The sequence below is a fragment of the Rhodococcus wratislaviensis genome (assembly GCF_041228765.1).
Classification (GTDB): domain Bacteria; phylum Actinomycetota; class Actinomycetes; order Mycobacteriales; family Mycobacteriaceae; genus Rhodococcus_F; species Rhodococcus_F wratislaviensis.
The window spans coordinates 38,133-60,164 of the sequence record NZ_CP150490.1; the positions used below are offsets into that span (position 1 = coordinate 38,133).

General features: G+C 64.7%; 21 protein-coding genes. 16 read left to right on the forward strand and 5 right to left on the reverse strand.

The window, feature by feature from the left end:
- Window position 1 precedes the first annotated feature (1 nt).
- Entirely contained in the window at window positions 2-817 is an 816-nt protein-coding gene (locus tag WKC72_RS41585) for an IclR family transcriptional regulator (protein WP_061041286.1), read from the reverse strand.
- A gap of 216 nt (window positions 818-1,033) precedes the next feature.
- On the opposite strand from WKC72_RS41585, the gene WKC72_RS41590 reads away from it, so the two are divergent.
- From WKC72_RS41590 to WKC72_RS41625, 8 genes are read left to right on the forward strand one after another with little or no spacing between them, the layout of a single operon-like run.
- Window positions 1,034-2,029, forward strand: coding sequence for a MaoC family dehydratase (locus WKC72_RS41590; RefSeq protein ID WP_370185827.1), 996 nt, complete (start codon window positions 1,034-1,036; stop codon window positions 2,027-2,029).
- Between the two features lie 6 nt (window positions 2,030-2,035).
- Complete coding sequence (locus WKC72_RS41595) at window positions 2,036-2,992, forward strand: CoA ester lyase (RefSeq protein WP_370185830.1); 957 nt, start codon at window positions 2,036-2,038, stop codon at window positions 2,990-2,992.
- Window positions 2,993-2,999: 7 nt separating this feature from the next.
- The gene (locus WKC72_RS41600; protein WP_370185832.1) at window positions 3,000-4,148 is read left to right on the forward strand and encodes an acyl-CoA dehydrogenase family protein; all 1,149 of its coding nucleotides are present in this window, start codon (window positions 3,000-3,002) and stop codon (window positions 4,146-4,148) included.
- 52 nt (window positions 4,149-4,200) lie between these two features.
- Window positions 4,201-5,619, forward strand: a complete 1,419-nt coding sequence (locus WKC72_RS41605; protein WP_370185835.1) for an aldehyde dehydrogenase — start codon at window positions 4,201-4,203, stop codon at window positions 5,617-5,619.
- Entirely contained in the window at window positions 5,616-6,767 is a 1,152-nt protein-coding gene (locus WKC72_RS41610; protein WP_370185838.1) for an acyl-CoA dehydrogenase family protein, read from the forward strand. The genes WKC72_RS41605 and WKC72_RS41610 overlap by 4 nt, the downstream gene beginning before the upstream one ends.
- A gap of 28 nt (window positions 6,768-6,795) precedes the next feature.
- Complete coding sequence (locus WKC72_RS41615) at window positions 6,796-7,197, forward strand: hypothetical protein (protein ID WP_370185841.1); 402 nt, start codon at window positions 6,796-6,798, stop codon at window positions 7,195-7,197.
- Entirely contained in the window at window positions 7,194-8,048 is an 855-nt protein-coding gene (locus tag WKC72_RS41620; protein ID WP_370185843.1) for an alpha/beta fold hydrolase, read from the forward strand. Before WKC72_RS41615 ends, WKC72_RS41620 begins: the two co-directional genes overlap by 4 nt.
- Complete coding sequence (locus tag WKC72_RS41625) at window positions 8,045-9,283, forward strand: CaiB/BaiF CoA transferase family protein (protein WP_370185845.1); 1,239 nt, start codon at window positions 8,045-8,047, stop codon at window positions 9,281-9,283. Before WKC72_RS41620 ends, WKC72_RS41625 begins: the two co-directional genes overlap by 4 nt.
- A gap of 279 nt (window positions 9,284-9,562) precedes the next feature.
- On the opposite strand, the gene WKC72_RS41630 is transcribed toward WKC72_RS41625, so the two are convergent.
- Window positions 9,563-10,960: an IS1380 family transposase gene (locus tag WKC72_RS41630; RefSeq protein ID WP_370185847.1), complete on the reverse strand. Its 1,398-nt coding sequence runs from the start codon at window positions 10,958-10,960 to the stop codon at window positions 9,563-9,565.
- 206 nt (window positions 10,961-11,166) lie between these two features.
- Here WKC72_RS41630 and WKC72_RS41635 point away from each other — a divergent pair, with 206 nt between their 5' ends.
- From WKC72_RS41635 to WKC72_RS41650, 4 genes are all read left to right on the forward strand, one after another.
- Window positions 11,167-11,979: a crotonase/enoyl-CoA hydratase family protein gene (locus WKC72_RS41635; RefSeq protein ID WP_370185850.1), complete on the forward strand. Its 813-nt coding sequence runs from the start codon at window positions 11,167-11,169 to the stop codon at window positions 11,977-11,979.
- A 291-nt stretch (window positions 11,980-12,270) separates the two neighbouring features.
- Window positions 12,271-13,728 (forward strand): plasmid pRiA4b ORF-3 family protein, encoded by a 1,458-nt coding sequence (locus tag WKC72_RS41640; RefSeq protein WP_370185853.1) that lies wholly within the window; start codon window positions 12,271-12,273, stop codon window positions 13,726-13,728.
- A gap of 440 nt (window positions 13,729-14,168) precedes the next feature.
- Window positions 14,169-15,107: a recombinase family protein gene (locus WKC72_RS41645; protein ID WP_370185856.1), complete on the forward strand. Its 939-nt coding sequence runs from the start codon at window positions 14,169-14,171 to the stop codon at window positions 15,105-15,107.
- Window positions 15,089-15,559 carry a hypothetical protein gene (locus WKC72_RS41650; RefSeq protein WP_370185859.1) on the forward strand — a complete coding sequence of 157 codons (471 nt, stop codon included), beginning with the start codon at window positions 15,089-15,091 and terminating at the stop codon, window positions 15,557-15,559. The genes WKC72_RS41645 and WKC72_RS41650 overlap by 19 nt, the downstream gene beginning before the upstream one ends.
- Window positions 15,560-15,673: 114 nt before the next feature.
- On the opposite strand, the gene WKC72_RS41655 is transcribed toward WKC72_RS41650, so the two are convergent.
- From WKC72_RS41655 to WKC72_RS41665, 3 genes are all read right to left on the reverse strand, one after another.
- The gene (locus tag WKC72_RS41655; protein WP_370185862.1) at window positions 15,674-17,008 is read right to left on the reverse strand and encodes a DUF1254 domain-containing protein; all 1,335 of its coding nucleotides are present in this window, start codon (window positions 17,006-17,008) and stop codon (window positions 15,674-15,676) included.
- Window positions 17,009-17,385: 377 nt separating this feature from the next.
- Window positions 17,386-18,633, reverse strand: a complete 1,248-nt coding sequence (locus tag WKC72_RS41660) for an amidohydrolase family protein (RefSeq protein WP_370185865.1) — start codon at window positions 18,631-18,633, stop codon at window positions 17,386-17,388.
- Window positions 18,630-20,045: an MFS transporter gene (locus WKC72_RS41665; RefSeq protein ID WP_370185868.1), complete on the reverse strand. Its 1,416-nt coding sequence runs from the start codon at window positions 20,043-20,045 to the stop codon at window positions 18,630-18,632. The genes WKC72_RS41660 and WKC72_RS41665 overlap by 4 nt, the downstream gene beginning before the upstream one ends.
- 102 nt (window positions 20,046-20,147) lie before the next feature.
- On the opposite strand from WKC72_RS41665, the gene WKC72_RS41670 reads away from it, so the two are divergent.
- The 4 genes from WKC72_RS41670 to WKC72_RS41685 all read left to right on the forward strand — a co-directional run bounded on the left by WKC72_RS41670 (window position 20,148) and on the right by WKC72_RS41685 (window position 22,024).
- The gene (locus WKC72_RS41670) at window positions 20,148-20,438 is read left to right on the forward strand and encodes a putative quinol monooxygenase (protein WP_370185871.1); all 291 of its coding nucleotides are present in this window, start codon (window positions 20,148-20,150) and stop codon (window positions 20,436-20,438) included.
- Window positions 20,439-20,465: 27 nt separating this feature from the next.
- The gene (locus WKC72_RS41675) at window positions 20,466-21,296 is read left to right on the forward strand and encodes a MurR/RpiR family transcriptional regulator (RefSeq protein ID WP_370185874.1); all 831 of its coding nucleotides are present in this window, start codon (window positions 20,466-20,468) and stop codon (window positions 21,294-21,296) included.
- 202 nt (window positions 21,297-21,498) lie between these two features.
- Window positions 21,499-21,777, forward strand: a complete 279-nt coding sequence (locus WKC72_RS41680) for a hypothetical protein (protein WP_370185876.1) — start codon at window positions 21,499-21,501, stop codon at window positions 21,775-21,777.
- A 49-nt stretch (window positions 21,778-21,826) separates the two neighbouring features.
- Window positions 21,827-22,024, forward strand: coding sequence for a hypothetical protein (locus tag WKC72_RS41685; protein WP_370185878.1), 198 nt, complete (start codon window positions 21,827-21,829; stop codon window positions 22,022-22,024).
- Window positions 22,025-22,032 lie beyond the last annotated feature (8 nt).

Consider the following 22,032-nt stretch of genomic DNA (forward strand, 5'->3'; position numbering starts at 1 on the left):
GTCAATCGGCGAGCGCATCGCCGATTGACTGCGCAGTCTGCCGTACCCAGCTTCCCCATTCCGGCACTCGGGCGGGCATGAACCGAATGTCGGGCATGCTGATCGCCACTGCCGCGACGGGCCGGCCGGAAGGGCCGGGAACTGCGGCACCGATCGCGCACACGTGGGCACGGTTCTCGGAGATGTTGACTGCGTACCCGCGTTCTCGCGCTTCGAGGATCTGGTGGAGGAGCTGCTTGGGGTCGACGATGCTGTTGGCAGTGGGCTTGGCCAGCGGTCGCGCGAGCATCGCCTCGAGCTCGTCGTCGGGCAGCATCGCCAACCACGCTTTCCCGCTCGCACTGGTGTGGAATGCGACTCCTGCCCCGATCTGGTTGAAGGTTCGGACTGGATGAATCGAGTCGACTCGCTCGATGAGGACCAACTGGCTGTCACCATCTGGCAGGGAGAAATGGATGGTTTCCCCGGTGCGCTCTCCCAGCTCGGTCAGATAGGGAAGCGCCACGTCACGAAGGCTCTGCGCCGGCGCATTCCGGCGGGCCAGGGCGAGCAGCCGCGGACTCAGTTGCCACCGGGTGATCGGCTCGTCCGAGGTCTCCGCCCATCCCTCCTGCTGCAAAGTGCGCAGTAGCCGTTGCACCGTCGACTTCGGAAGGTCGAGTTGGCGGGAGAGGTCGCCGACTCCGATCGGCTGGCCTTGAGCGGCTACGGCCTCCACGACACGCAGACCGCGAATAAGGGTCTGCGTGCCCGCCGGTCCGGTTGCCGCCTGCGGCTGGTCGACTACCGGGTCCACCTCGGATCGCGTGCTGGTCATCAGGGGCTACGTCCAATCATGGAATGTGAGGAAGCTTCGCACAGCGGTTCATTCTATGGCACAGATGGTATGCCCGGCGGCATCGAACACTCCCTGAATCGAGAAATGCCTGGTTCACGCGCCTCTTGACAACGATGTGACCGGCGATACACACTCAATGCGTGCCACTCAGTGTCACGACATGTCACTAGATGAAACGCTTAGGAGATTTTTCGCATGACAACGGATCCGGTGAATTGGCCACTGATCCCTCGCGGCACCTTTTTCGAGGACCACGTCGTCGGGCGAGTCTTCGATCACCACTGGGGTCGGACGATCCACGCCAGTGACAACTTGACCTTCAGCACCCAGACACTCGCGTTCAACCCTGTGCACTTCAATCGGGCAGCCGCAGAGGCGGCGGGGCACCCCGACGAGGTGATCAACCCTTTGCTGGTGTTCTCGGTGGTCTTCGGTCTCAGCGTGGAGGACCTCAGCGAGCTCGGCGGACCGTTCCTCGGCGCAACGGATGTCACGTACCTCCGCGACGTCTACCCGGGCGAGACCGTCTACGCGTCGAGCACGGTCGTAGAGGCACGCGCATCCGAGACGCGCCCCGACACCGGCATCGTCACCTGGCACACCGTGGGCCGTGACACCGCGGGACAGGCAGTGATCGAGTTTCACCGCACCAACCTCGTGCGCCGGCGCACGAGTTCCACCGAGCTTCTGGCGGTGCCGGACGGCTATGCCGAGGACTTCACGGTCGGAGCACGGTTCCGGCACGCCCGCTCACGCACGATCACCGACCTCGATCTCAACGGGCTGACCCTGCTGGTGATGAACAGTGCGCCCGGCCATTTCAGCGAGCAAGCGATGGCCGACACCGCCTTCGGCGAGCGAATCAACTTCGGCGGTCTCACCCTCTCTTTGACAGTCGGTCTCGCCACCCAGGACACCACCGGGCAGGCCGTGCGTGAACTCGGTCTCGACGACATCCGATTCCCGGTACCGGTGCGTAACGGTGACACCGTGGGCGCCGCGACCGAGGTGCTTGCCATCGACCCGCTCGACGGTGGTGACGCCGTCGTGACGTTCCGGCACCTCGGTGTCAACCAGCGAGGCGAGATCGTCTGCCAGACCACCCGCCGGGTCCAGGTCCGCCGCCGAGCCGCAGAACAACCCGCGGCACCCACCGCATCCTCTTCCTCCCTCATCTCGACAGAAAGCTGACTGACAATGCTGAACAACCGCCCCTTCCGTCCGCGTCGCTCGTGCATGGCCGTCCCGGGCAGCAGCGACAAGATGATCAAGAAGGCCCAGGGCCTGCCGGCGGATCAGATCTTCCTCGATCTCGAGGACTCGGTGGCCCCCATCGCCAAGCCCGCGGCCCGCGCCACGATCGTCGAGGCCCTCAACCATGGCGACTGGACCGGAAAGACCCGCGTGGTGCGCGTCAACGACGCCGACACCGTCTGGGCACACGAAGACGTCCTCGAGATTGTCCGCGGCGCCGGGGCCAACCTGGACTGCATCATGCTCCCCAAGGTGGAGAAGGTCGCACACATCCATTGGCTCGACATTCTGCTCACCCAGGTCGAGCGCGAACAGGGCCTGCCCGAAGGGGGGATCGGCATCGAAGCGCAGATCGAAGGCCCCGCCGGGCTGAGCGAAATCGAGGAAATCGCGACCGCCACGGCCCGCACGGAAACCCTCATCTTCGGCCCCGGCGACTTCATGGCGGCTATGAAGATGCCCGCACTGACCATCGGCGCACCCGGTTCGTCCGGATTCGACCCGTTCGACACCGTCCTGATGACGATCGCCATGACCGCCCGCAAGCACGGCCTGCAGGCCATCGACGGCCCGTATGCACTGATCCGTGACACCGACGGCTACCGGGCCGCCTCGGAACGCGCCGCCGCCTACGGTTTCGACGGCAAGTGGGTGCTGCACCCGGGCCAGCTCGACACGGCCAACGAGGTCTTCGCGCCCACTCAAGAGGACTACGACAAGGCCGAACTGATCCTCGAGGCCTACGCGCACTACACCTCCGAGGCCGGCGGCGGCCGGGGCGCCGTGATGCTCGGCGACGAGATGATCGACGAGGCGAGCCGCAAGCTGGCGGTGCCCACCGCCGAACGAGGCCGAGTTTTCGGCATGCAGCGGACGACCCGCTTCGAACCGGGAGCCTGAGCTCGTCATGAAGCGCACCCTGTACGACGCTGATCACGATCTCTTCCGAGAGACCGTGCGGGAGTTCGTAACCCGTGAGGTCGCCCCCCACCGGGAACGCTGGGAGCAGGCGGGGCTGGTGGACCGGTCGGTGTGGTCGATGGCCGGATCGCTGGGACTGCTCGGGATCGGCGCCCCCTCCGAACACGGCGGCGGTGGGGTCGCCGACTACCGGTACCGGATGGTGGTCATCGAGGAGCTCTGCGCGGCCGACTCGGCCTCTTTCAACGCGGGGCTCTCCGTGCAGGACGATCTCGTCCTGCCGTATCTGATCGATCTCGGGACCACCGACCAACAGTCGCGATGGATACCGGCGATGTGCGCCGGTACTGCGATCGGGGCGCTCGCCATGACCGAGCCTGGTGCGGGCAGTGACCTCCAGAGAGTGCGTACCACCGCCCGACGCACCGCCGACGGCTGGATTCTGGAGGGGCAGAAGACCTTCATCACCAACGGCATCCTCGCCGACGTGGTCGTGGTGTTCGCCCGCACCGACGCCGATGCGGGGGCACGCGGGTTCACCTTGTTTCTCGTCGACACCACGACACCGGGGTTCCGTCGGGGTCGCAAGCTCGAGAAGCTGGGCTTACGCGGCAACGACACCGCCGAATTGTTCTTCGACGGCGTCGTGCTGACCGACGCGGACGTCCTCGGCACCGTCGGGGCAGGATTCGGCCACCTCATGGAGAGGCTGCCCCGGGAGCGGCTGTCCATTGCTGCCACTTCCCTCGCCAGCGCCCAGTCGGCGTTCGATTGGACCAAGAATTACGTGCGCGATCGCAAGGCGTTCGGCACGCGTATCGACGGTTTCCAGAACACCCGCTTCGTCCTCGCGGAGATCGGAACCGAGCTGGACGTGGCATGGACCTATTTGGATCGATCGATCGCGTTTCTCAATGACGGTGAGCTCTCCGCCGTCGATGCGGCCAAGGCCAAGTGGTGGCTCTCCGACCTCCAACAGCGCGTCGTCGACCGATGCCTGCAATTGCACGGTGGCTACGGCTACATGCTCGAGTACCCCGTCGCTCGGGCCTACGCGGACGCTCGCATCCAACCCATCTACGGCGGCACGAACGAGATCATGAAGGAAATCATCGGCCGTGACCTCGTCCGCTGACACCAGACCGCGAACCGGGAGCACCCGAACCGTTCGAGAAGAGACCACAGACATGATCATCAGGTTTGACCACTGGATCAACGGCCAGAGCACGCCCAGCCACGGCCGCGAGCGACTGACCACCCGCAGCCCGGCCGACGCCAGCCCGGCAGCGGACATCGCACTGGGCACCGCCGAGGACGTCGCGGACGCCGTCCACGCGGCGTCCGCTGCGGCCGACGCGTGGCGCCGGCAGAAGCCGATCGAACGCGGCCGGGTGTTGATGCGGCTCGCGGCGATGATCCAATCCCATGCCGACGAACTCGCCGCACTCGAGAGCGCCGAGACCGGCAAACCTGCCTGGCAAGCTCCGATGGAGATTGCCGGTGCGGCCGGCTATTTCGAGTTCTACGGCGGACTGGTGAATGCATTGCACGGCGAGACGATCGATCTCGGCCCGGGACATCACTGCTTCACCCGCCGCGAGCCGTTCGGCATCGTGGGCGTGATCACGCCGTGGAACGCTCCGCTCAACCAGGCATCTCGTGCCGTCGCACCGGCTCTGGCAGCGGGCAACGTCGTGGTACTCAAACCCTCCGAGTTCACCTCCACCACCTCCCTGAGACTGGCCGAACTGGCCACCGAAGCAGGCATGCCGGACGGAGTCCTCAACGTCGTCACCGGCGACGGGACCGCGGGCCGCGCGCTGGTGGAGAACTCAGGCGTGCGAAAGCTCGTATTCACCGGGTCGGTGCGCGCCGGCCGCGACATCGGCCACGTCGCTGCCGATCGGATCATCCCGCTCACGCTCGAACTCGGTGGCAAGTCCGCGAACATCGTCTTCGGTGACGCGGACATGGACCGTGCGGTGACCGGGGCCCTGAACGCCTTCTCGCTCAACACCGGCCAGATCTGTTCGGCCGGCACGCGGCTCCTGGTCGAACGCGCCGTCCACGACCAGTTCGTCGACCGGCTCGTCGACGCATGCCAGACCCTGACCTCGAGTGGCCGGCTCGGACCGCTCACCACCGGCGCCCAGTACGACAAGGTGCTGGAGTATTTCAAGATCGCCCGCGACGACGGTGCCACGGCCGCGCTCGGCGGCGAGCCGTTCTCCGCTACCCGACGGGGCGCCGGCTTCTTCGTGCCGCCGACGATCTACACCGGCGTCGACAACTCCATGCGGATCGCCCGTGAGGAGATCTTCGGTCCCGTGCTGGCGGTGATCCCCTTCGACACCGAGGACGAGGCCGTCCAGATCGCCAATGACAGCGACTTCGGGCTCGCCAGCGGTGTCTGGACCTCGGACATCTCTCGTGCGCTGCGGATGGCGGACCGGCTCGAGGCCGGACAGGTTTACGTGAACACCTGGCTCGCCGCCGCCATCGAGACTCCATTCGGTGGCTACAAACAGAGTGGTTACGGCCGCGAAAAGGGCGCTGAGGCGCTGCACCACTACACCCAAGTCAAGACCGTGACGGTGGAACTATGACAATCCTGACGCTCGCACAGGAAAAGCTGCGCGACGAGGCGAGAGAATTCACCGCGACCGAATTGCTCCCGGTCGCAAACAAGTTGGACCCGCAACATGCGGACATTCCGTGGTCGATCGTCGACCGTATGGCTGAGCTCGGCTACTTCGGCATCATGATCGATCGCGAGTACGGTGGCCTGGGTTTGGGCATGACCGAGTACTGCCTGGTCACCGAAGAACTGTCGCGCGGCTGGATGAGCGCGGCCAGCATCATCGCCCGCGCCAACGGGACGGGTTCCGCCGTCGCCGACCCCGCCTGGCGAGCGGACATCCTCCGCCGACAAGCGGCCGGCAAATTCATTTCCGCGGGCGCGTTCAGCGAACCCGAAGCCGGCTCTGACGTCGCCGCGGTGTCCTGCCGGGCCGAACGCCGCGGTGACACCTACATACTCAACGGACACAAGCGCTGGTGCGGCTGGGCCGAGGCGGCCGACGCCATCCTGATCCTTGCTCGGACCGCCCCGGGCCGCCGTGAAGGACTCGACGTCTTCCTGGTGGAGAAACCGCGAGGTGAGTTCCCGCCCGGGATCACCGGCACCCCGATCCCGAAAATCGGCTATCACGGCATCACCTCGTGGGCCCTCGAGATCCAAGACCTCGAGGTTCCGGCCACCCATATGCAGGTCGGACCCAACGGGGAAACCGGCACCGGGTTCGCCTTGTTCGCCAACCTGATCAATTGGGGTCGGCTCCACACCGCCGCCCGGGCAGTCGGCGCCGCCCGCGGCGCCCTCGAAGACGCCCTCGCCTACTCACAAGAACGCGTTCAGTTCGGCAAACCGATCTCCTCGTTCCAAGGAATCAAGTTCCGGCTCGCCGACATGGCCACCCAGGTCGCCGCGGCCCGCGCGTTCTATCTCGACGCCGCGGCCCGATTCGATGCCGGTCAGGACTGCCAGCAGGAATGTTCGATGGCAAAACTGTTTGCCAGCGAAATCGCCGAGAAAGTCGCCAGCTCCGCCCTACAGGTCTTGGGCGGCAACGGTTACACCACCGAGTACGCCGTCGAACGGCACTGGCGCGATGCCCGACTGACCCAGATCTTCGAAGGCACCTCGGAGATTCAGCGAACCATCATCGCCCAGCATCTGCTGCGTCAACCCTGACCTCGCTATCTCGATGAAAGGACATCCCATGGACCCGACACTGCCGCTCGATCTCGCACGATTGCGCGCCGTCCTCGACACAGACCCCGAGTTCACCCTGCAGGCGCGCCACCTCGACACCACCATCCGCGTCGTCATCGGTGAGACCCAGTCCTTCCGGCTGGTGCTGAGCGGCGGAAAGGTAGCCGAGATCGACCCTGTCGTCACACCTTTCGACTCGTACGACATCCAGCTGGCCGGCTCGCACGAGCAGTGGAGTGCGCTGCTCGCCGCGACACCCATCGCCTTCTACCAGGACTTCTACCCCGCGATGCTGCACCACGGGTTCCGCATCGAGGGAAACATGGAGATGATCATGGCCTACTACCCAGCCATCAGGCGCCTCGGCGATCTGTTCCGCACCGTTGCGAACGACGAGGTGACAGCATGAGCGCCCGCACCGCCGACATCACCGGACGCTACGTCTACCTCGATATCGAGGGCGTGGAATACCGGGTCTACTACGAAGAAGCAGGCACCGGGGTGCCCGTCATCCTGCAACACACCGCCGGCTGCGACAGTCGTCAGTGGCGCCACCTGCTCGAAGACCCCGACTTCACCTCAACCTATCGACTGATCGCCCCCGACGTGCCCTTCCACGGCCGGTCACTGCCGCCGGAATCACAGCAGTGGTGGACCGAAGAGTACTCACTGACGCAGAACTTCTTCATCGCGTTCCACCTCGCACTGCTCGACGCCCTCGGACTCGACCGACCGATCTTCGCGGGATGTTCGATGGGCGGGCATCTGGCCCCCGATCTCGCACTGCACCACCCCGGGGTCTACCGGGCCGTGATCGGAATCGAAGCGGCGATGGAAAGCCACGGCGTCGAACGCATCCTGCCCTGGCTCTACCACCCCCGCATTTCGAACGACACCAAACCCGCACTGATGTACACCCTGTGCGCACCGCAAAGCCCCGAGGCGTTCAAACGCGAGACGGTGTGGGTCTACAGCCAAGGTGCACCGCCGGTTTTCAAGGGCGACCTCCACTACTACCTCGTCGAGCATGACCTGACCGAAACCGCGAAGACGATCGACACCACCAAGACCGCGGTTCACATCCTGAACGGCGAATACGACTGGTCCGCTTACCCGGCGGCCGGTCAGGCCCTGGCAGCGGAGATCGACGGCGCCACCTTCGCCACGATGCCCGGGGTAGGACACTTCCCGATGTCGGAGAATCCGGAGGCATTCAAGCAGTACTTCATGCCGCTACTGAAGCAGGTGGCCGCACAATGACCGGGCCGCTCGACGGGGTGCGTGTTGTCGATCTGACACACGCCCTGGCCGGACCGTACTGCACCATGCTGCTCGCCGACCTGGGAGCCGATGTACTGAAGGTCGAGTCCCCCTCGGGAGACCTTTCTCGCAAGGCGGGACCGTACCCCGCCGACGACAGCACACGGGCGTTCGGCGGGTACTTCCAAAGCGTGAACCGTGGCAAGCGCAGCGTGGTGCTGGACCTCAAGACTGCGGACGGCGCCGCGACACTGCGCACCCTCGCCGCCGATGCCGACGTCCTCGTCGAGAATTTCACCCCCGGCGTCATGGAACGGCTTGGACTGTCCTACGAGTCCCTGGCCGCGGACAACCCGCGACTGGTCTACGCCGCTCTCCGCGGCTTCGGTGATCCACGTTCCGGGGAAAGCCCGTACCAGTCGTGGCCAGCCTTCGACGTCGTCATTCAGGCGATGGCAGGGATCCTGGGCATCACCGGCACCGAAGATGGCACCCCCATCAAGGTCGGACCGGGAGTCGCCGACATTTTCCCCGGCACGATGCTGGCAGTCGGCATCACCTCGGCGCTCTACGAAGCGCGAGGGAGCGGAACGGGACAGTTCGTCGACATCGCGATGTACGACGCTGTGATGTCCTTGTGCGAGCGGATCGTCTACCAGCACTCCTACACCGGTGCCGTGCCCAAACCGGAGGGAAACAAGCACCCACTGCTCAGCCCATTCGACATCCTGCCCGCGAACGACGGGTGGGTTGCGATCGCAGCGCCAAACGACAACCGCTGGCGCCGGCTGTGCGAACTCATCGATCGCCCTGATCTCGCCGCCGACCCCGCATTCGCTACCAACGACCTGAGAGTCGCCAGTCGCGGAGCTGTCTACGACGCGCTGGCCGGGTGGGCTCGGAGTCGATCCAAGGAGGAGATCCTCGCGCACCTCGGCGGTCAAGTACCTGTCGGCGCAGTGCGGGACGCGGCCGAGATCATGGCAGACCCCCACGTGGCAGCACGCGAGATGGCCCTCACACTCGATCACCCGGGCAGTACAGACTCATTCGTCGTGGCCGGTCAGCCGCTGAAGTTCTCCCGCACCCCCGCCGTTCCCACTACCCGCGCCCCACTACTCGACGAACACGGCCCACAGATTCGGGCGGCACACGAGCACGGCGAGGATGGGGCCGGTCAAGGGTCCACACCGTCAACGGCATCCGCCCTGGTACACAACACACCATCCGGCTGATCTGGTGCCAGTCCGAAAGTCGACCCGCCGCGGCTGGCCGCAACGACCGGTGACCGTCGGTCGTCATCCCGCAATTTCTGCGGGTGGGGACGTGACGTCCGTTTTAGCCTCGATCTTGCATGCGTCTGATGTGTCGCTCTGATCAGTTTCAGGTTGGGTATTTCGGGCGTGGATTCGGTGCTCGGCAACGCGCGTTCGCCCGACGCGGTCGGGTGGTCGTCGGGGTCCAGGGCCCCGAAGGTTGATTCCCTTTCGTCTCGTTCGTCGGATTGGTGCTGGTCAGTGGGGGTCGGGGATTGCGTTGAGACGGGCCAATGCGGTGATCAGTAAGTCGATCCAGGGTGCGTGGGCGGACAGCCGCAGGTGCACTTTTCGTGCGTGACGGGCGATGCGGCCGGCGGTCGCGAACAGGCGTAGTCGTAGCCGTTTCGGCTCCCACCGACTGGCTGGGTCGTCGGTGAGCGCGAGCATCTGCATCCATGCGGTGACCTCGACGGCGAGGGCGACGAGGGCGAGCCAGATCCGATTCTGATCGAAACCGTGCAGCGGAAGGTTCTCGAGGCCGGTGTCTTTCAGGATGCGGATCCGGTCTTCGCAGCGTGCCCGGCGCCGGTGCCGCAGTTCGAGATCGGGCAATTGTCCACCTTCGGTGTTGGTGACGAACGCGGTCAACCGCAGCCCGTCACGGTCGGTGAAGCGCAGTTGTGCACCGGGGTGTGGGCGTTCTTTGCGGACGATGACTCGCATCCCGTCGGGCCAGCCCGGCAGCTCGAGCAGACTGGTTACCTCCGTCACCCAGGCGCCGTCGCGGGGTTGCCCGTCGGCGTTGTAGGCGGCGATCCAGGCCCGCTCGGGAAGGGTTTCGATCGCAGCGACGATGGTGTCGGTCAGACCGAATCCGATCGAGTACGACAACTTCTGTGTGGTCAGGTAGTCGATGAGGGCATGGGTGCCGCCGGCCGCGTCGGTTCGGATCAGTACCTTGCGTCCGATCCGTCCGCCTTTGGCGGTGAACGGCAACTGCCGCAATGCTTGCCGTATCAGTTCGATGTGGTCTGCGGCGGTGTTGGAGCCGGCGTTGCCCGGTCGCAGCATCATTGCCAACGGCTCTCCCGTGCCGTCCGGTCCGTGGTCCACGAACGCGCACAGCGGGTGGAAACCGAACCCTCTCTTGTAGGTGGCGGCAGCCTTTTCCTTTTCCGAGTGGGCGGTGACCAGGGTGGCGTCGAGGTCGATGATCAGCGGATGTCCGGCGTCGATCTCATGGTCGGGAGCCTGTTCACCGGCGGCGTTCCAGGCGATCCGTCGGGCTGTCGAACGCGCGGAGTTGATTGCCGCCAACGCTTTCGGAGCGTCAGCGGCCAATGCGGTAATCAGTCTCGAGACGGTGGGATCGGACGCCACCCGGCCGAAGACTGCGGGTTCTTCCCGCAGCAGCGCGATATCGGCCAGGCAGTCGCCGCCCAGGGCGAGTGCCATCGTCAGATCGGCGATGATCTTGCCCGGATCGTGGGAGGTCGTCGGTTTTCGCCAGGGTGCGAGCGCACTCGACAACGCAGTGGTCAGACCAGTTTTCTCTGCGGTGCGTAGCAACAACACCGCCCCGGCGTGCGACACGACACCGGTTCCGGCGGGGTCAACGGACAGCGACGGGTACCACGAAGTAGACTTGCCCACCAGAAAGGTGCTCCTCGAACGCAGTGAATATCGGCCCTCAGCAAGCCACATTCTCCCAGTTCAGAGCACCTTTCTTCATGATCAACACGCGGCCGGGGCATGACCAGCGTGAAAGCCCGAGGTTAGTCCCCCCGGCCCCGGCGCCATCGACGACCACGGCATACGCCCGGCCGCACCAAGGCATACCCGTCCAGACTAGGAGTGCGATGACGACCGCGAACACGCAAGTCTCGTTCGCCGACCGCGTGAGATGTTCAGTGCAACAGGGAATTGCTCATGTGGTCCTCGACCGCCCGCGCAAACTCAACGCACTCGACGGCGCCATGCTCGAGGCGTTGGTGCAAGCCGGCTCGCATCTGATCGACAGAACAGACGTACGCGTCGTAGTCCTATCCGGCGCCGGCCGTGCCTTCAGTGCCGGGTTGGATCTATCCCAGTTCGCTCAGATGCAACAGCACCACGGGGCCGATGCCGTCGTGATCGGCGACCGGTTCGGCGCCGCCCGAGCACTGGGGCAGAAGGCGGTCCACGTCTGGTCGATGGTGCCAGTTCCGGTCGTCGCAGCAGTGCACGGTGTGGCCTTCGGCGGCGGACTTCAAATCGCGCTGGGTGCGGACATCCGCATAGTGGCACCGGACACTCAGCTGTCCGTCATGGAGATCCAGTGGGGCCTGGTCCCCGATATGGCTGGTACTCAACTGCTTCCCAAGGCAATCGGAGACGGCATGGCGAAGGAACTGACCTTCACCGGTCGAAAGTTCGACGGCACTGCGGCGGCGGAGATGAAACTTGCCACCCGACTCGCAGACGACCCGCTAGAAGCCGCACTCGAACTGGCGCACGAAATCGCGCCCCACAGCCGTACCGCGTTGTGTCAAGCAAAACGACTGCTTGACATGGCCGGTCGTGTACCCCTGGCCGACGCCTTCGACGCCGAACAAGACGCGATCGCACAGCTCATCGGCTCCGACGAGCAGGTGGCCACCATACGACACCGATTAGGCGCGGTTCGACCGTAACCTCCGTTGCTGCCGATCTTCTACGACCCGCCCCGACATCGATCTTCATCCTGGTGTCTTGGGAGGGCATTGAACATCGGATCGAGTAGGTGTCGAGAATCGATCCTTTTCCGACATACCTTCTGACTGTGACTCCCAGCGCTGTCTGGCACGTTTTTGCGGCGCTATTTGGCACGGTGCCGATCGGGCGAGGTGTCGGCAACACGGGCGACCCTGCACGCCGAGCACCTCGGTGCCCTGGTTCGTGGATCGGCTGGGCATGCCGTTCACGGTCGATGGTTGACTGGTGTAGTGCCGACCTCAGACGACGTACGACGGCTCGCCGAGCAGCTCATGGCCGAGTTGTCCCCGCAGCAGCAACAGATGGTCTTGGGCGCGATCGGGGCGGATCGTTCGATGGTGTTGATCGAGAATGCGCTGCGAATCCCCGAGCCCATGGTCGGTGATGCCCCGACCCGCATCCGCGGCTTTCGGGTCCGGCTCGACCTGGTCGGTGCCAAGCCCCCGGTGTGGCGGCGGCTCGAGCTGCCCGGCGACCTCGCCCTCGACCGGCTGCACGTGGTGATCCAGGCCGCGATGGGGTGGCTCGACGGCCATCTGCACCGGTTCCGCACGGGCAGCGATCCCCGGTCGCCGTACTTCGTCACACCGTTCGACGTCGAGGAGGGCGAGGACGGCGTGCTCGAAGACGGGGTCCGGCTCGATCAGGTGCTGACCGGCACCGGTGACCGCCTCTGGTACCAGTACGACTTCGGTGACGGCTGGGACCACGTGCTCGCGGTGGACGCGGTCCTCGATGAGCCGCCCTCCGAGATGCGCTGCACCGGCGGTCGGATGGCCTGCCCGCCCGAGGATTGCGGTGGGATCTGGGGTTACACGGAGCTGGCGGCGTGGGTGCGCGGCGGGTGCGACCCGTCGTCCGTCCCGCCCCCGTTCGAGGACGCCGGCCACGCCCGCGACTGGCTGCCGCTCGACTGGCACCCCGACCAGTTCGACGTCGACCAGGTCAACACCGCCCTCGCGGCGGCGGTGGCCGCGCCGGTCCCCGTGGCCGGGGAACTGGCCGCGCTGCGCGAGCAACTGGAGCGGGGCGGCAACCGGGCACTCACGCAGCTGCTGGAACGGTCGGCGTCGCCCGCCGCGGTCGAGGTGACCGAGGCAGACGCCGCACACCTGATCGAGCCGTACCTCGTACTCCTCGACCTGATCGGTGACGGGGTGCGGCTGACGAGCGCCGGCTACCTTCCGCCGGCACTGGTCGAGCAGCTCGCCGAGCGGACCGGCGTAACCGGGTGGTGGATCGGCAAGGCGAACCGCGAAGACCTCACGTGGCCGGTCGCGCAGCTCCGCGACAGCGCGCGAGTGCTCGGCCTGGTGAGTGTGCGCAAGGGCCGGCTGGCGCCGACCGCGCTCGCCCGCCGGGGCCGTAACCAGCCCCTGGTGCTGTGGCGGCACATCCTGTCCCGACTACCGGTGAGCAGAACCGAGTTCGACCGACAGGCGGGCTGGCTGGCACTCGCCGTCGCCGCCAGCGGCATCCCGGCCGAGGAATGGAAGCGCGAGATCCGACACCTGCTGCTCGGCCTCGGCTGGCGCGTCCAGGGCAGTCCGTCCCCCGACCGCGTCGCCGTCGCCAGCCCCACGCTCGACGTCCTCGAGCTCCTCGCCGGGAAGACACGCGGCAAGATCACCGGCACGGATCCCGCCGTTGCCGCCACCGCCCTCGCCGTGATCGGCCCCGACCGCTGACCCGAGCACCCCTCGGACTCAACCGCCCCAGGTTCTATGTCATGGAAACGATGGTTCGCGAGACACCCCGAACCCGAGGACATTTCCCCAGGTCGTCGGTGTCACGTTTCCCGTGTCCGCGGCTACGGCTCACGCTCGGTGGTTCGTCTTACGCTCGACGGCTGCGGATCGACCTTGGCCCAGGTCTCCACAACGATCAACTGGCGAGTTCGTCGTCGGCATCTACCACCGGCGGGTGAGGTGCACTTGGAAACGGACCGTCTACTGCAACCTCCCCTGAGCAGCAACCAACCGGATCGTGCCAAATAGCGACGGCAAAACCGTGCCAAATACCGCTGGGAATCACACCTTCTGACCACTAGATTCAGTCCGTCAATAGCGTCGACAACCCGTGTCGAGAAACTATGTCGAAAAACCCCTGTTCGGGGTATTGTCGACACATGCTGATCGGCTACGCGCGGGTGTCGAGCGCTGACCAGAACCCTGACCACCAGGTGGATGCGCTGCGCCGCGCCGGGGTGGCGGCCGAGGACGTTCACGTCGATCACGCGGGCGGGGCGAAAGCGTCACGCCCTCAACTCGATCTGGTGTTGGCGCGGCTCCGCGCCGACGACGTCCTGGTGATCACCCGGCTCGATCGGCTCGGGCGGTCGATGCTGCACCTGATCACGCTCGGCGCCGATCTGCGCGAGCGCGGCATCGGTCTGAAGGTGCTCGAGCAGGGGATCGACACTGCCACTGCCGAGGGCCGCGCGATGTTCGGCATGTTGTCGGTCCTGGCCGAGTTCCAGCGCGAGTTGATCGTGGCGAACACCCGCGACGGGCTGGCTGCCGCCCGGGCCCGCGGCCGTAAGGGTGGCCGGCCCTCGAAGCTCAGCTCGGATCAGATCGAACTGGCTCAACGCTTGTACGACGCAGGCGAGCACACCGTCGCGCAGATCGCCGGCATGCTGAAAGTGCCCCGTACCACGGTGTATGGGCATCTGAACAAGCGGCGTGTGGACATCGTGCCGGTCACGCAGGACATCATCCTGGTTACCGATCCACCTGCACCCACGTCTCGCACGTGCCCGACCTGCGGGCATGAACCCACCTCTCGCGCCGAGGCCGCGCATCAACGTGCTGACCTCGCAGTGATTTGGCTCCATCCGGACCCCGATCACCGCGGAATGCTGATCGGTCGACAGCACTGCCGTCATTGTGAACCCGGACAGCCAGCATTCGACATTGCCTGCAGCGTTTGCGGCGACGGCCCCATCCTTGCCGGCAGACTCGCTGAGCTGGCCGAAAAGGGTGATTTGACCAAGCCGGTCCAGCGATGGCTCACCGCAGCCGGATGGACGGTCACGCCTGATCTGCTATGCCCGGATCACGCGTGAGGCGGGAACCGGAGTCGCTGCAGTGGGGGATGGAATACGACACCTTCGAATATCGCACCCCACCAGCCTTCCGTGCCGCCAGCCTGCCCGGCCCCTCGCGCCGCGGCACCGTTCCCGCGCATCTGTTCGCCTATCAGCTCGAATACGGCATCATTCCGCGGCTGGGGTGGTCCGGCGCCGACGACACGGTGCTGTGCCACCAATGCGACTTCGTCGGCTGCACCAACCCCACGCACATGCGGCTGGGCACCAACACCGTCAACCGCACCGAGTACCACCTGCGGCGCCGGAACCTCGCCAGCCCGCTCGCCGATGTCCGTGGCCCGGCCGGGCGTATCCGCGCGGTCGCCGCCGCCATCCGCACCGGACTCGCGTGCGGCGACGAGGCCGACAGCATCGAGGAGCGGATACGATGTGCCGAAGCGGCCGGACTTCCCCTCACCCTGTGGTAGCCGTCGTTCGCGATCCCCACGGCGGAGGAGATCGGAGCAAATCCCGGTGGGCGTCAATTCAGTGGTATTGAGCGAGCGCCCGTTCCGACCTGGGACAGCCGCTCGCTCGCAGTCTCAGATCCTGGTGATCGGTGGGACGATGTACGTCTGATCCAGCACTGACGCGGCGGGCTCGTACATTCGCAAAACGGGCCGGAATTCTCCTGCGGGAGACGGCAACCAGTTCGCGGTTGCGGCATCACTCGCGGGTTTGGTGTGGCTGATGGTGATGGTCAACGATCCGTCCTCGTCGCGCACGATCCCGGGGGTGCGATCACCGATCGAATAGCGGTTGATCGGGTTGCTCACCAGGAAGAAGTCCGGCACCGAGTACATGGTGAGTGACCAGAAAGCGTCGACGGGCGGAGTCGGATCGAGTCGGAGTGTGTACGTATTCGAACCGGTGAGCTGCTGACCCCGATCATCGAGGTAGGTCATGATGTACGCCGCCTCGTAGGGGTGGTTCCCCCAAAGCCCTCCCTTGGCCGCGGCCGCCCGCTCCACGATCCGCAACGTCGGGTCCTCGATCTTGAATCGTGCGTCGTCGAGCGCCCCGACTTCGAAGAAATCGAGGTTGTAATCGAAGGCGTGGAAAGTCAGCTTCCACCCGTTGACTTCGGGACTCGACCCCTTCGTCAGAGCCGTATCCAGGTTTTGACGACCAGCAGCCAATCCCCCGCGCAGAGCTGCCGCGGTCTCGTCGTCCGGTGACGAGTAGGGAGTCGAGCCGGATCGGTCGATTCCGGTAGGTGCGAACGAGTCCTGCAATGCGCGATCGCGCGAAGCCGGCGGGAAGGCCTGTGACCACAGTCGTAGCTTCTCGAAGAACAGCAGGTCGGCGCTGACCGCCGGATCCGTCGACGGAAGACCTGCGGGTTGCGTGCCGGGGTTGAGCACGCTCAGAGTCGTCGAATCCTGCAACGCATGCACAGCCGGGAGATCGTCATCGCCGGAGCAGGCCCACCTGCCGACGATCGAGGCGACGGTCGTCGGGAACGTGATGACGGTGGCGTCGCCCGGACCGCGCCCGTCCCAGCCCGGCGGCACCAGCAGGAATTCACCGGCACCGGTGCCGGTGGCCCGGTGGCCCACGTACGCAAAGTTGTTGGTCCAGGCGTCGACGAACTGCAGCACGTAATACCTGCCGGCAGTGTCCGGAACGTGCAGGGCGACAGGTCCCACGGACAGATCTATCTGGGCCATCGAGTACACGGTGTCGTTGTTGATGGTCACGAACGTGTCTGCCGGGCCGGCCAAGGTTCGCGCGTGGCTGAAGGTGTTGAGCGGTGCCGCCGGATTCGCTCCAACTCCCTCGTGGACATACCGGTGGACCTGGTCCAGATTGAACACGAGGGGAAATCCGTAGATGTAGGCATGAGATGCCACCTCGGACAACGTCTGGTTCGTCACGGCAATCCTGTCCTTCGCCTCGATACGCGTCGGGTCTCCATACCGGCCCGACCGCGGGCAGGCCGTCCAACTACAACAATGCGGCGATCGGCCCCGGTCGTCATCACCCGATGCGGATGAGGGACCTGCGAGCGTTCCCACGTATCGACCCGCACCGCCGTCATCGTGTGAACGCCGTGTCCTTCCACGATCGGGGACCGCACGAGTCCTGACGTTCTCCTCGGCCTACTCTTCAGCATCGTCGGTCTGATCATCGAAGTCGCTACCCAAACGACTGACAGCACCCGATTTCCTCAGGGTTCCGGCGGGACATCACCCTAGAACCGCCGTGTCTTCGACGTGATTGCGACGGGTGGACTGGCCGCCGTTCTACGGTGTCATTCCGCTACTTCTATCGGGAGACCAGCACGAATGACGTAGCGCAACTGCTTCTCCGGGGAGGTCAATACCGAAATGTCCTGCAAAGGGTCGCCCCGAAGAATGAGCATGTCGGCGTGTGCGCCGATCGAGAGGGTGCCGATCTGGCCTTCCATTCTCAGAAGGCGTGCGGCTGTGGTGGTTGCTGACCGAATGATGTCGACGTTCGGTTGCACCTGTGCTCGCAAAGCGAATTCATTGAGTTGATGTGGGTGCATGGAGCCGAGAAGGTCGCTTCCGTAGACCAGGTTCACCCCTGCCTTGTGGGCCCGCTCCAGGCCGTCCAGTCCGGCGAATCGCACGTCATCGATCTTGCGGCACGACGACTCACTCAAGCCGGATTGTCGGCCCTGCAACGCGAGTTGTTCGTAGGTGACGAGTGTGGGAACGAGAAACGCGTCCTTCTCGACGAGTAGTTTGATCGTTTCGTCGTCGACAAGGTTTCCGTGCTCAACGCATCGCACTCCTGCGTTGAGGGCACGGTTTATCGCACGCGGATGATAGGCATGAACCGTGACGTAGCGATTATGGTTGTCGGCCTCTTCCACTGCCGCACGCAGTTCCTCGTCGCTGTATTGAACTGCAGAGATCTCGTCGTGGGGCGAGGCGACACCACCTGATGCCATGATTTTCAGGTGATGGGCGCCTTTTCGGAATTCGTCACGTGCAGCGGCCCGGACGGCAGCGACCCCATCGGCAATGCGGGTGAAGTGGACACCGTTGCCGCAGCATGAGACTGATCTGTCCGAGAGTGAGCGTAGGTCGCCGTGCCCACCGGTCTGCGAGAGGGCACTTCCTCCGAAGATCAGACGAGGTCCCGCCATCAACTGTTCGTCGAGCACCTTCGCCATGCCGTAATCGGCTCCCCCGACATCTCGAATCGTGGTAAAGCCGCGGCGCAGCATCCGCCCGGCCTCCCGCAGCGCGCGGACGGCGGTATAGCTTGCTGACCAGGAGTGGAACTCCGTGAAGTCGATTGTGGTGAGCAGAATGTGAACATGTGCATCGATCAGTCCTGGCATGACTGTGGAACCAGCGGCATCGAGGACGCGCACGTTGTCGCAGCTCGACGAGGGTGGGTGACCGCTTCCGGACGCTGTGATCCGGCCGTCGACCGCCTCGATCCATGACTCTTCGGTCAGCTCGGATCGTTCGGGGTGCAGAAGGTGCGCGTTCGTGATGAGCAGGCGCGATTTCTGTTCGGTCACTGGGTTTCTCCCTCAAGTTTGTCCAGACGGCGTCCGGTGGTCCTGGGCCCGAATACAACGATGACGACGACAGCGAACGTCAGCGCCCCGACGAGAGCCAGGAAGACGTTGGTGAACCCGGCCCAGCTGTAGACGTATCCGATGGTGATTGGGGCTGCGATAGCGCCCACGCGGCCAATCGCGGATGCGGCACCCATACCGGTTGTTCTGATTTCAGTGGGATAGAGTTCGGCAGTGTAGGCGTAATAGATGCCGGCAACTCCATTCGTGCAGGCGGAAAGAGTTGCTGCACAGACCAGAAGCCATATCTGGGCTTCGGCTAGCGCCAGTCCCAGAGCGGCCAGCGCCGCTGCGCCGGAGTACGCCGCGATGAGCCACTTGCGCTCGAACCGATCGATGAGAAGGCTTGCCAGGTAGTATCCGGGCACCTGCGCTATCGAGGTGATCAGTGCGAATACGAACGACTTCGTTATGGTGAAGCCCTTGGTTGCCACCAGCATTGCTGGTAGCCAGCTGGTGAACCCGTAGTTGACTCCAATGAGAATGAACCACAGTACCCACAGGACGATGGTTGTTCGAGCCAAGTTGGCCGAGAACAACTGAGCGAGCTGCATTGTGAGACTTACCTGCGCAGGCGGCGGGGGTGTGGCGCGGGCGGTGTCCTCGGGTCCCTGATCATCGTTCCCAGTTGAACTGGGGGGTCGAGATCCGGACTGCCGTTCGAACTCTTCGATTACTGCAGTCGCTTCCGCAATCCGGCCACGCGAAATCAGATACCGAGGAGATTCGGGAAGACTCTTGCGCCACCACAGCAACAGCACGATCGGGGCGGCCGTGAGTAGTGCCGCGATTCGCCAGCCGGTCTCGGGGTTGGGGCCAATGACCAGCGGGGCGACAAGCCCGGCCAGGATGTAACCGAATGCCAGGAATCCGACTGTGCGAGCGACCAATCGACCACGAACGCGCGCGGGCAGGAACTCTGCAATGTAGGGAGCGATGAGGGTGGTCTCCGCGCCCATCCCGATACCTGCGAGTACGCGCCAGAGGAACAACTCGGTCGTTGTCGACGCCGTAGCAGTCAAGACGCTGAACACGGTGAAGATCACGAGTGCGCACAGCATCAGCCGGCGACGTCCGAAGCGATCGGCTAGTACTCCTGCACCCAGGGCGCCGATCAAATAGCCGAAGAAGATCGCGGACAGCAGCCAGCCGCTGGTGCCGGTTGGAATGTTCCAGATCACGATCAGCGCGGAGAGCGCATATGTCATCAGTGCACCGTCGAAGGAATCGAAGGTGTAGCCCAGCCCGGCCTTGAACATCAGGCGCCGATGCGGCAACCCGGGTTCGAGGTTCTCGAGTCTGTCGAACAAGGTGGCGGAGTTCGCCACCTGCATATTTTCCGATGTGCTCACGGCAATCTCCAGGGGGGGAGGGGGAGGGGAGGAGGGACGCCCGGCGTCGAACAGTAGCTGCACAAGACCATTCCATGCAATAGTTGTTGCATGGAATGGACAATGTTGACCTTGCACACCCGGCCGGGACAACGCGATTGCGTGATTGAGTACTTCCGCACGGCGGAAGTCCTGGAGTCCTCCGGCGCGCTGTCGTCATACGTGGCGACCATCGAGAGCGATCCCGACACCGTTGTTGTCGGCGCCCTGTGGACGGACGCCGAAGCATACGACCGCTGGCAGGTCAGTCGGCAACGCCGGCGCTTCGTCGACGAGACGGAGCCCCTGCTCAACAGTGGTAAGAAAGCTTCTGTGCAAGAATTCCACATCGCTCACCGCAACCCGGCGATCTGACCTGACAGTGCAACGAAAAGAGTGGAAGTGACCATCGAAGAGTGGCTGGCGGGACGCGGGCGAGAGACCCGTGGAGCGTCCGCCGAACGTGTCGTCAACGTTCTGGTCAGGACCCCGCACTTCGCGACCTACTCCTCGGTCGGCGAAATCGCGGAACGCGCACAGGTCAATGTCTCCACAGTTGTCCGCACAGCGCAGCAACTCGGATTCGACGGATGGCCGAGCCTGCGCGAAGAACTTCGTGCGGTCTACCTGAGCTCGGTGACCTCGGACTCCTCAAACTCGGACGACATCACCGACCCCGCTGCCCAGATGCTCCGTCAAGACGCGACCAACCTGGCCGCGTTGAATACCCCTGAGAACCGTGAGGCCATCCACGCCACCGCCCAGGCGATCAGAACTGCCCGCCGCACCCTGGTCATCAGCTCCGGAAGCGGAGCGGCCCCCGCCCATATCCTGAGCTATCTCGGCTCGGTCATGGGCTACGACATTCGCCTTGCCGCAGGCCCCCCGACCGTCCAGGCCGCTCAAATCGCGCGGCTCCAGCCAGGGGACTGCTTGATCACTCTCAACATATGGCGGCTCACCCGTGCTCTTCGCGACCTCACTCGGCTCGGTCGTGCCCGTGGCGCCACGGTCAGCGTCGTCACCGACCTGAAAGTGTCACCCCTCGCAGCGGATGCCGATCACCTCATCGTCGCCCCGATAGAAGGAATCGCGGCCCTGCCGTCCCTGACATCCATGGTTGCCACAGTCCACGCAATCCTCGCTGAGCTCACGGATGAGAGTTCGAATCACGCAGCGGGAGAGGTTCAGGTTGTATGGGACGAACTGGACCTGCTCGACCGCCAACTGTAGTGAGGAAATGGTCCAGGTCCCGAGACAACGGCAGTGGATGGGACTGGGCTGACCCGCCTGGCATGGCTGAAGGAATACCGCACCTTGCGAATATCGCGCACCACCAGTCTTTTGGATCTCGCGTAACGGCAAGCAACGGGTGGTGCGCCCCCACCGATACGCGTTGGCAATCGAACTCGGGCGACCCCTTACGGAGGACGAGGTGGCGTTGCACGAAGTGTGTGACAACCCGATCTGTGTGCGTGCCTCGGGAACATCGGGGCGACCGCACGTGGTGCTCGGGACGCAAGCACAGAACCTCGCGGGGATGGGTGCAAAGGGTCGCGGCGGTGGCCGCGGCCAGACATGGCGTTGGTACGGGCCCGACCGCGCCGCACGGGCCGCTCGATCGCGGGCATTGCGGGAGGCAGTACGCCACGGATGGGACGACGAGAAGGTGCAGGAAGCCCTCTTGCACAGCGACGTCCCGACATTGTTCTGAACAACACGCACCCGACCGACGTCGGAAGCGTTAGGCGAAAGGGAAGAACATGAGCGAGAACGAAGCAGTCGTGCCACGTTCGACGGTCGAAGCTGCGTTGTATCAGGCGACCAAGCACACCTGGTCGGTGTCGGATGCAGATCTGGAAGCGATCGTTGCGGGCGAGTCCGCCGACCCATTGCACCGCACCGACGCCGGCGCCGACATCACGTTTCCGAACCCGGACGCGCTGCGCGGCCTGCTCTAGACCGCGGC

Bases quoted from the DNA above. Each gene is read 5' to 3' on its own strand.
- WKC72_RS41585 (WP_061041286.1), bottom strand. From the start codon at position 817: ATGACCAGCACGCGATCCGAGGTGGACCCGGTAGTCGACCAGCCGCAG.
- WKC72_RS41590 (WP_370185827.1), top strand. From the start codon at position 1,034: ATGACAACGGATCCGGTGAATTGGCCACTGATCCCTCGCGGCACCTTT.
- WKC72_RS41595 (WP_370185830.1), top strand. From the start codon at position 2,036: ATGCTGAACAACCGCCCCTTCCGTCCGCGTCGCTCGTGCATGGCCGTC.
- WKC72_RS41600 (WP_370185832.1), top strand. From the start codon at position 3,000: ATGAAGCGCACCCTGTACGACGCTGATCACGATCTCTTCCGAGAGACC.
- WKC72_RS41605 (WP_370185835.1), top strand. From the start codon at position 4,201: ATGATCATCAGGTTTGACCACTGGATCAACGGCCAGAGCACGCCCAGC.
- WKC72_RS41610 (WP_370185838.1), top strand. From the start codon at position 5,616: ATGACAATCCTGACGCTCGCACAGGAAAAGCTGCGCGACGAGGCGAGA.
- WKC72_RS41615 (WP_370185841.1), top strand. From the start codon at position 6,796: ATGGACCCGACACTGCCGCTCGATCTCGCACGATTGCGCGCCGTCCTC.
- WKC72_RS41620 (WP_370185843.1), top strand. From the start codon at position 7,194: ATGAGCGCCCGCACCGCCGACATCACCGGACGCTACGTCTACCTCGAT.
- WKC72_RS41625 (WP_370185845.1), top strand. From the start codon at position 8,045: ATGACCGGGCCGCTCGACGGGGTGCGTGTTGTCGATCTGACACACGCC.
- WKC72_RS41635 (WP_370185850.1), top strand. From the start codon at position 11,167: ATGACGACCGCGAACACGCAAGTCTCGTTCGCCGACCGCGTGAGATGT.
- WKC72_RS41645 (WP_370185856.1), top strand. From the start codon at position 14,169: ATGCTGATCGGCTACGCGCGGGTGTCGAGCGCTGACCAGAACCCTGAC.
- WKC72_RS41650 (WP_370185859.1), top strand. From the start codon at position 15,089: ATGCCCGGATCACGCGTGAGGCGGGAACCGGAGTCGCTGCAGTGGGGG.
- WKC72_RS41670 (WP_370185871.1), top strand. From the start codon at position 20,148: ATGTTGACCTTGCACACCCGGCCGGGACAACGCGATTGCGTGATTGAG.
- WKC72_RS41685 (WP_370185878.1), top strand. From the start codon at position 21,827: ATGAGCGAGAACGAAGCAGTCGTGCCACGTTCGACGGTCGAAGCTGCG.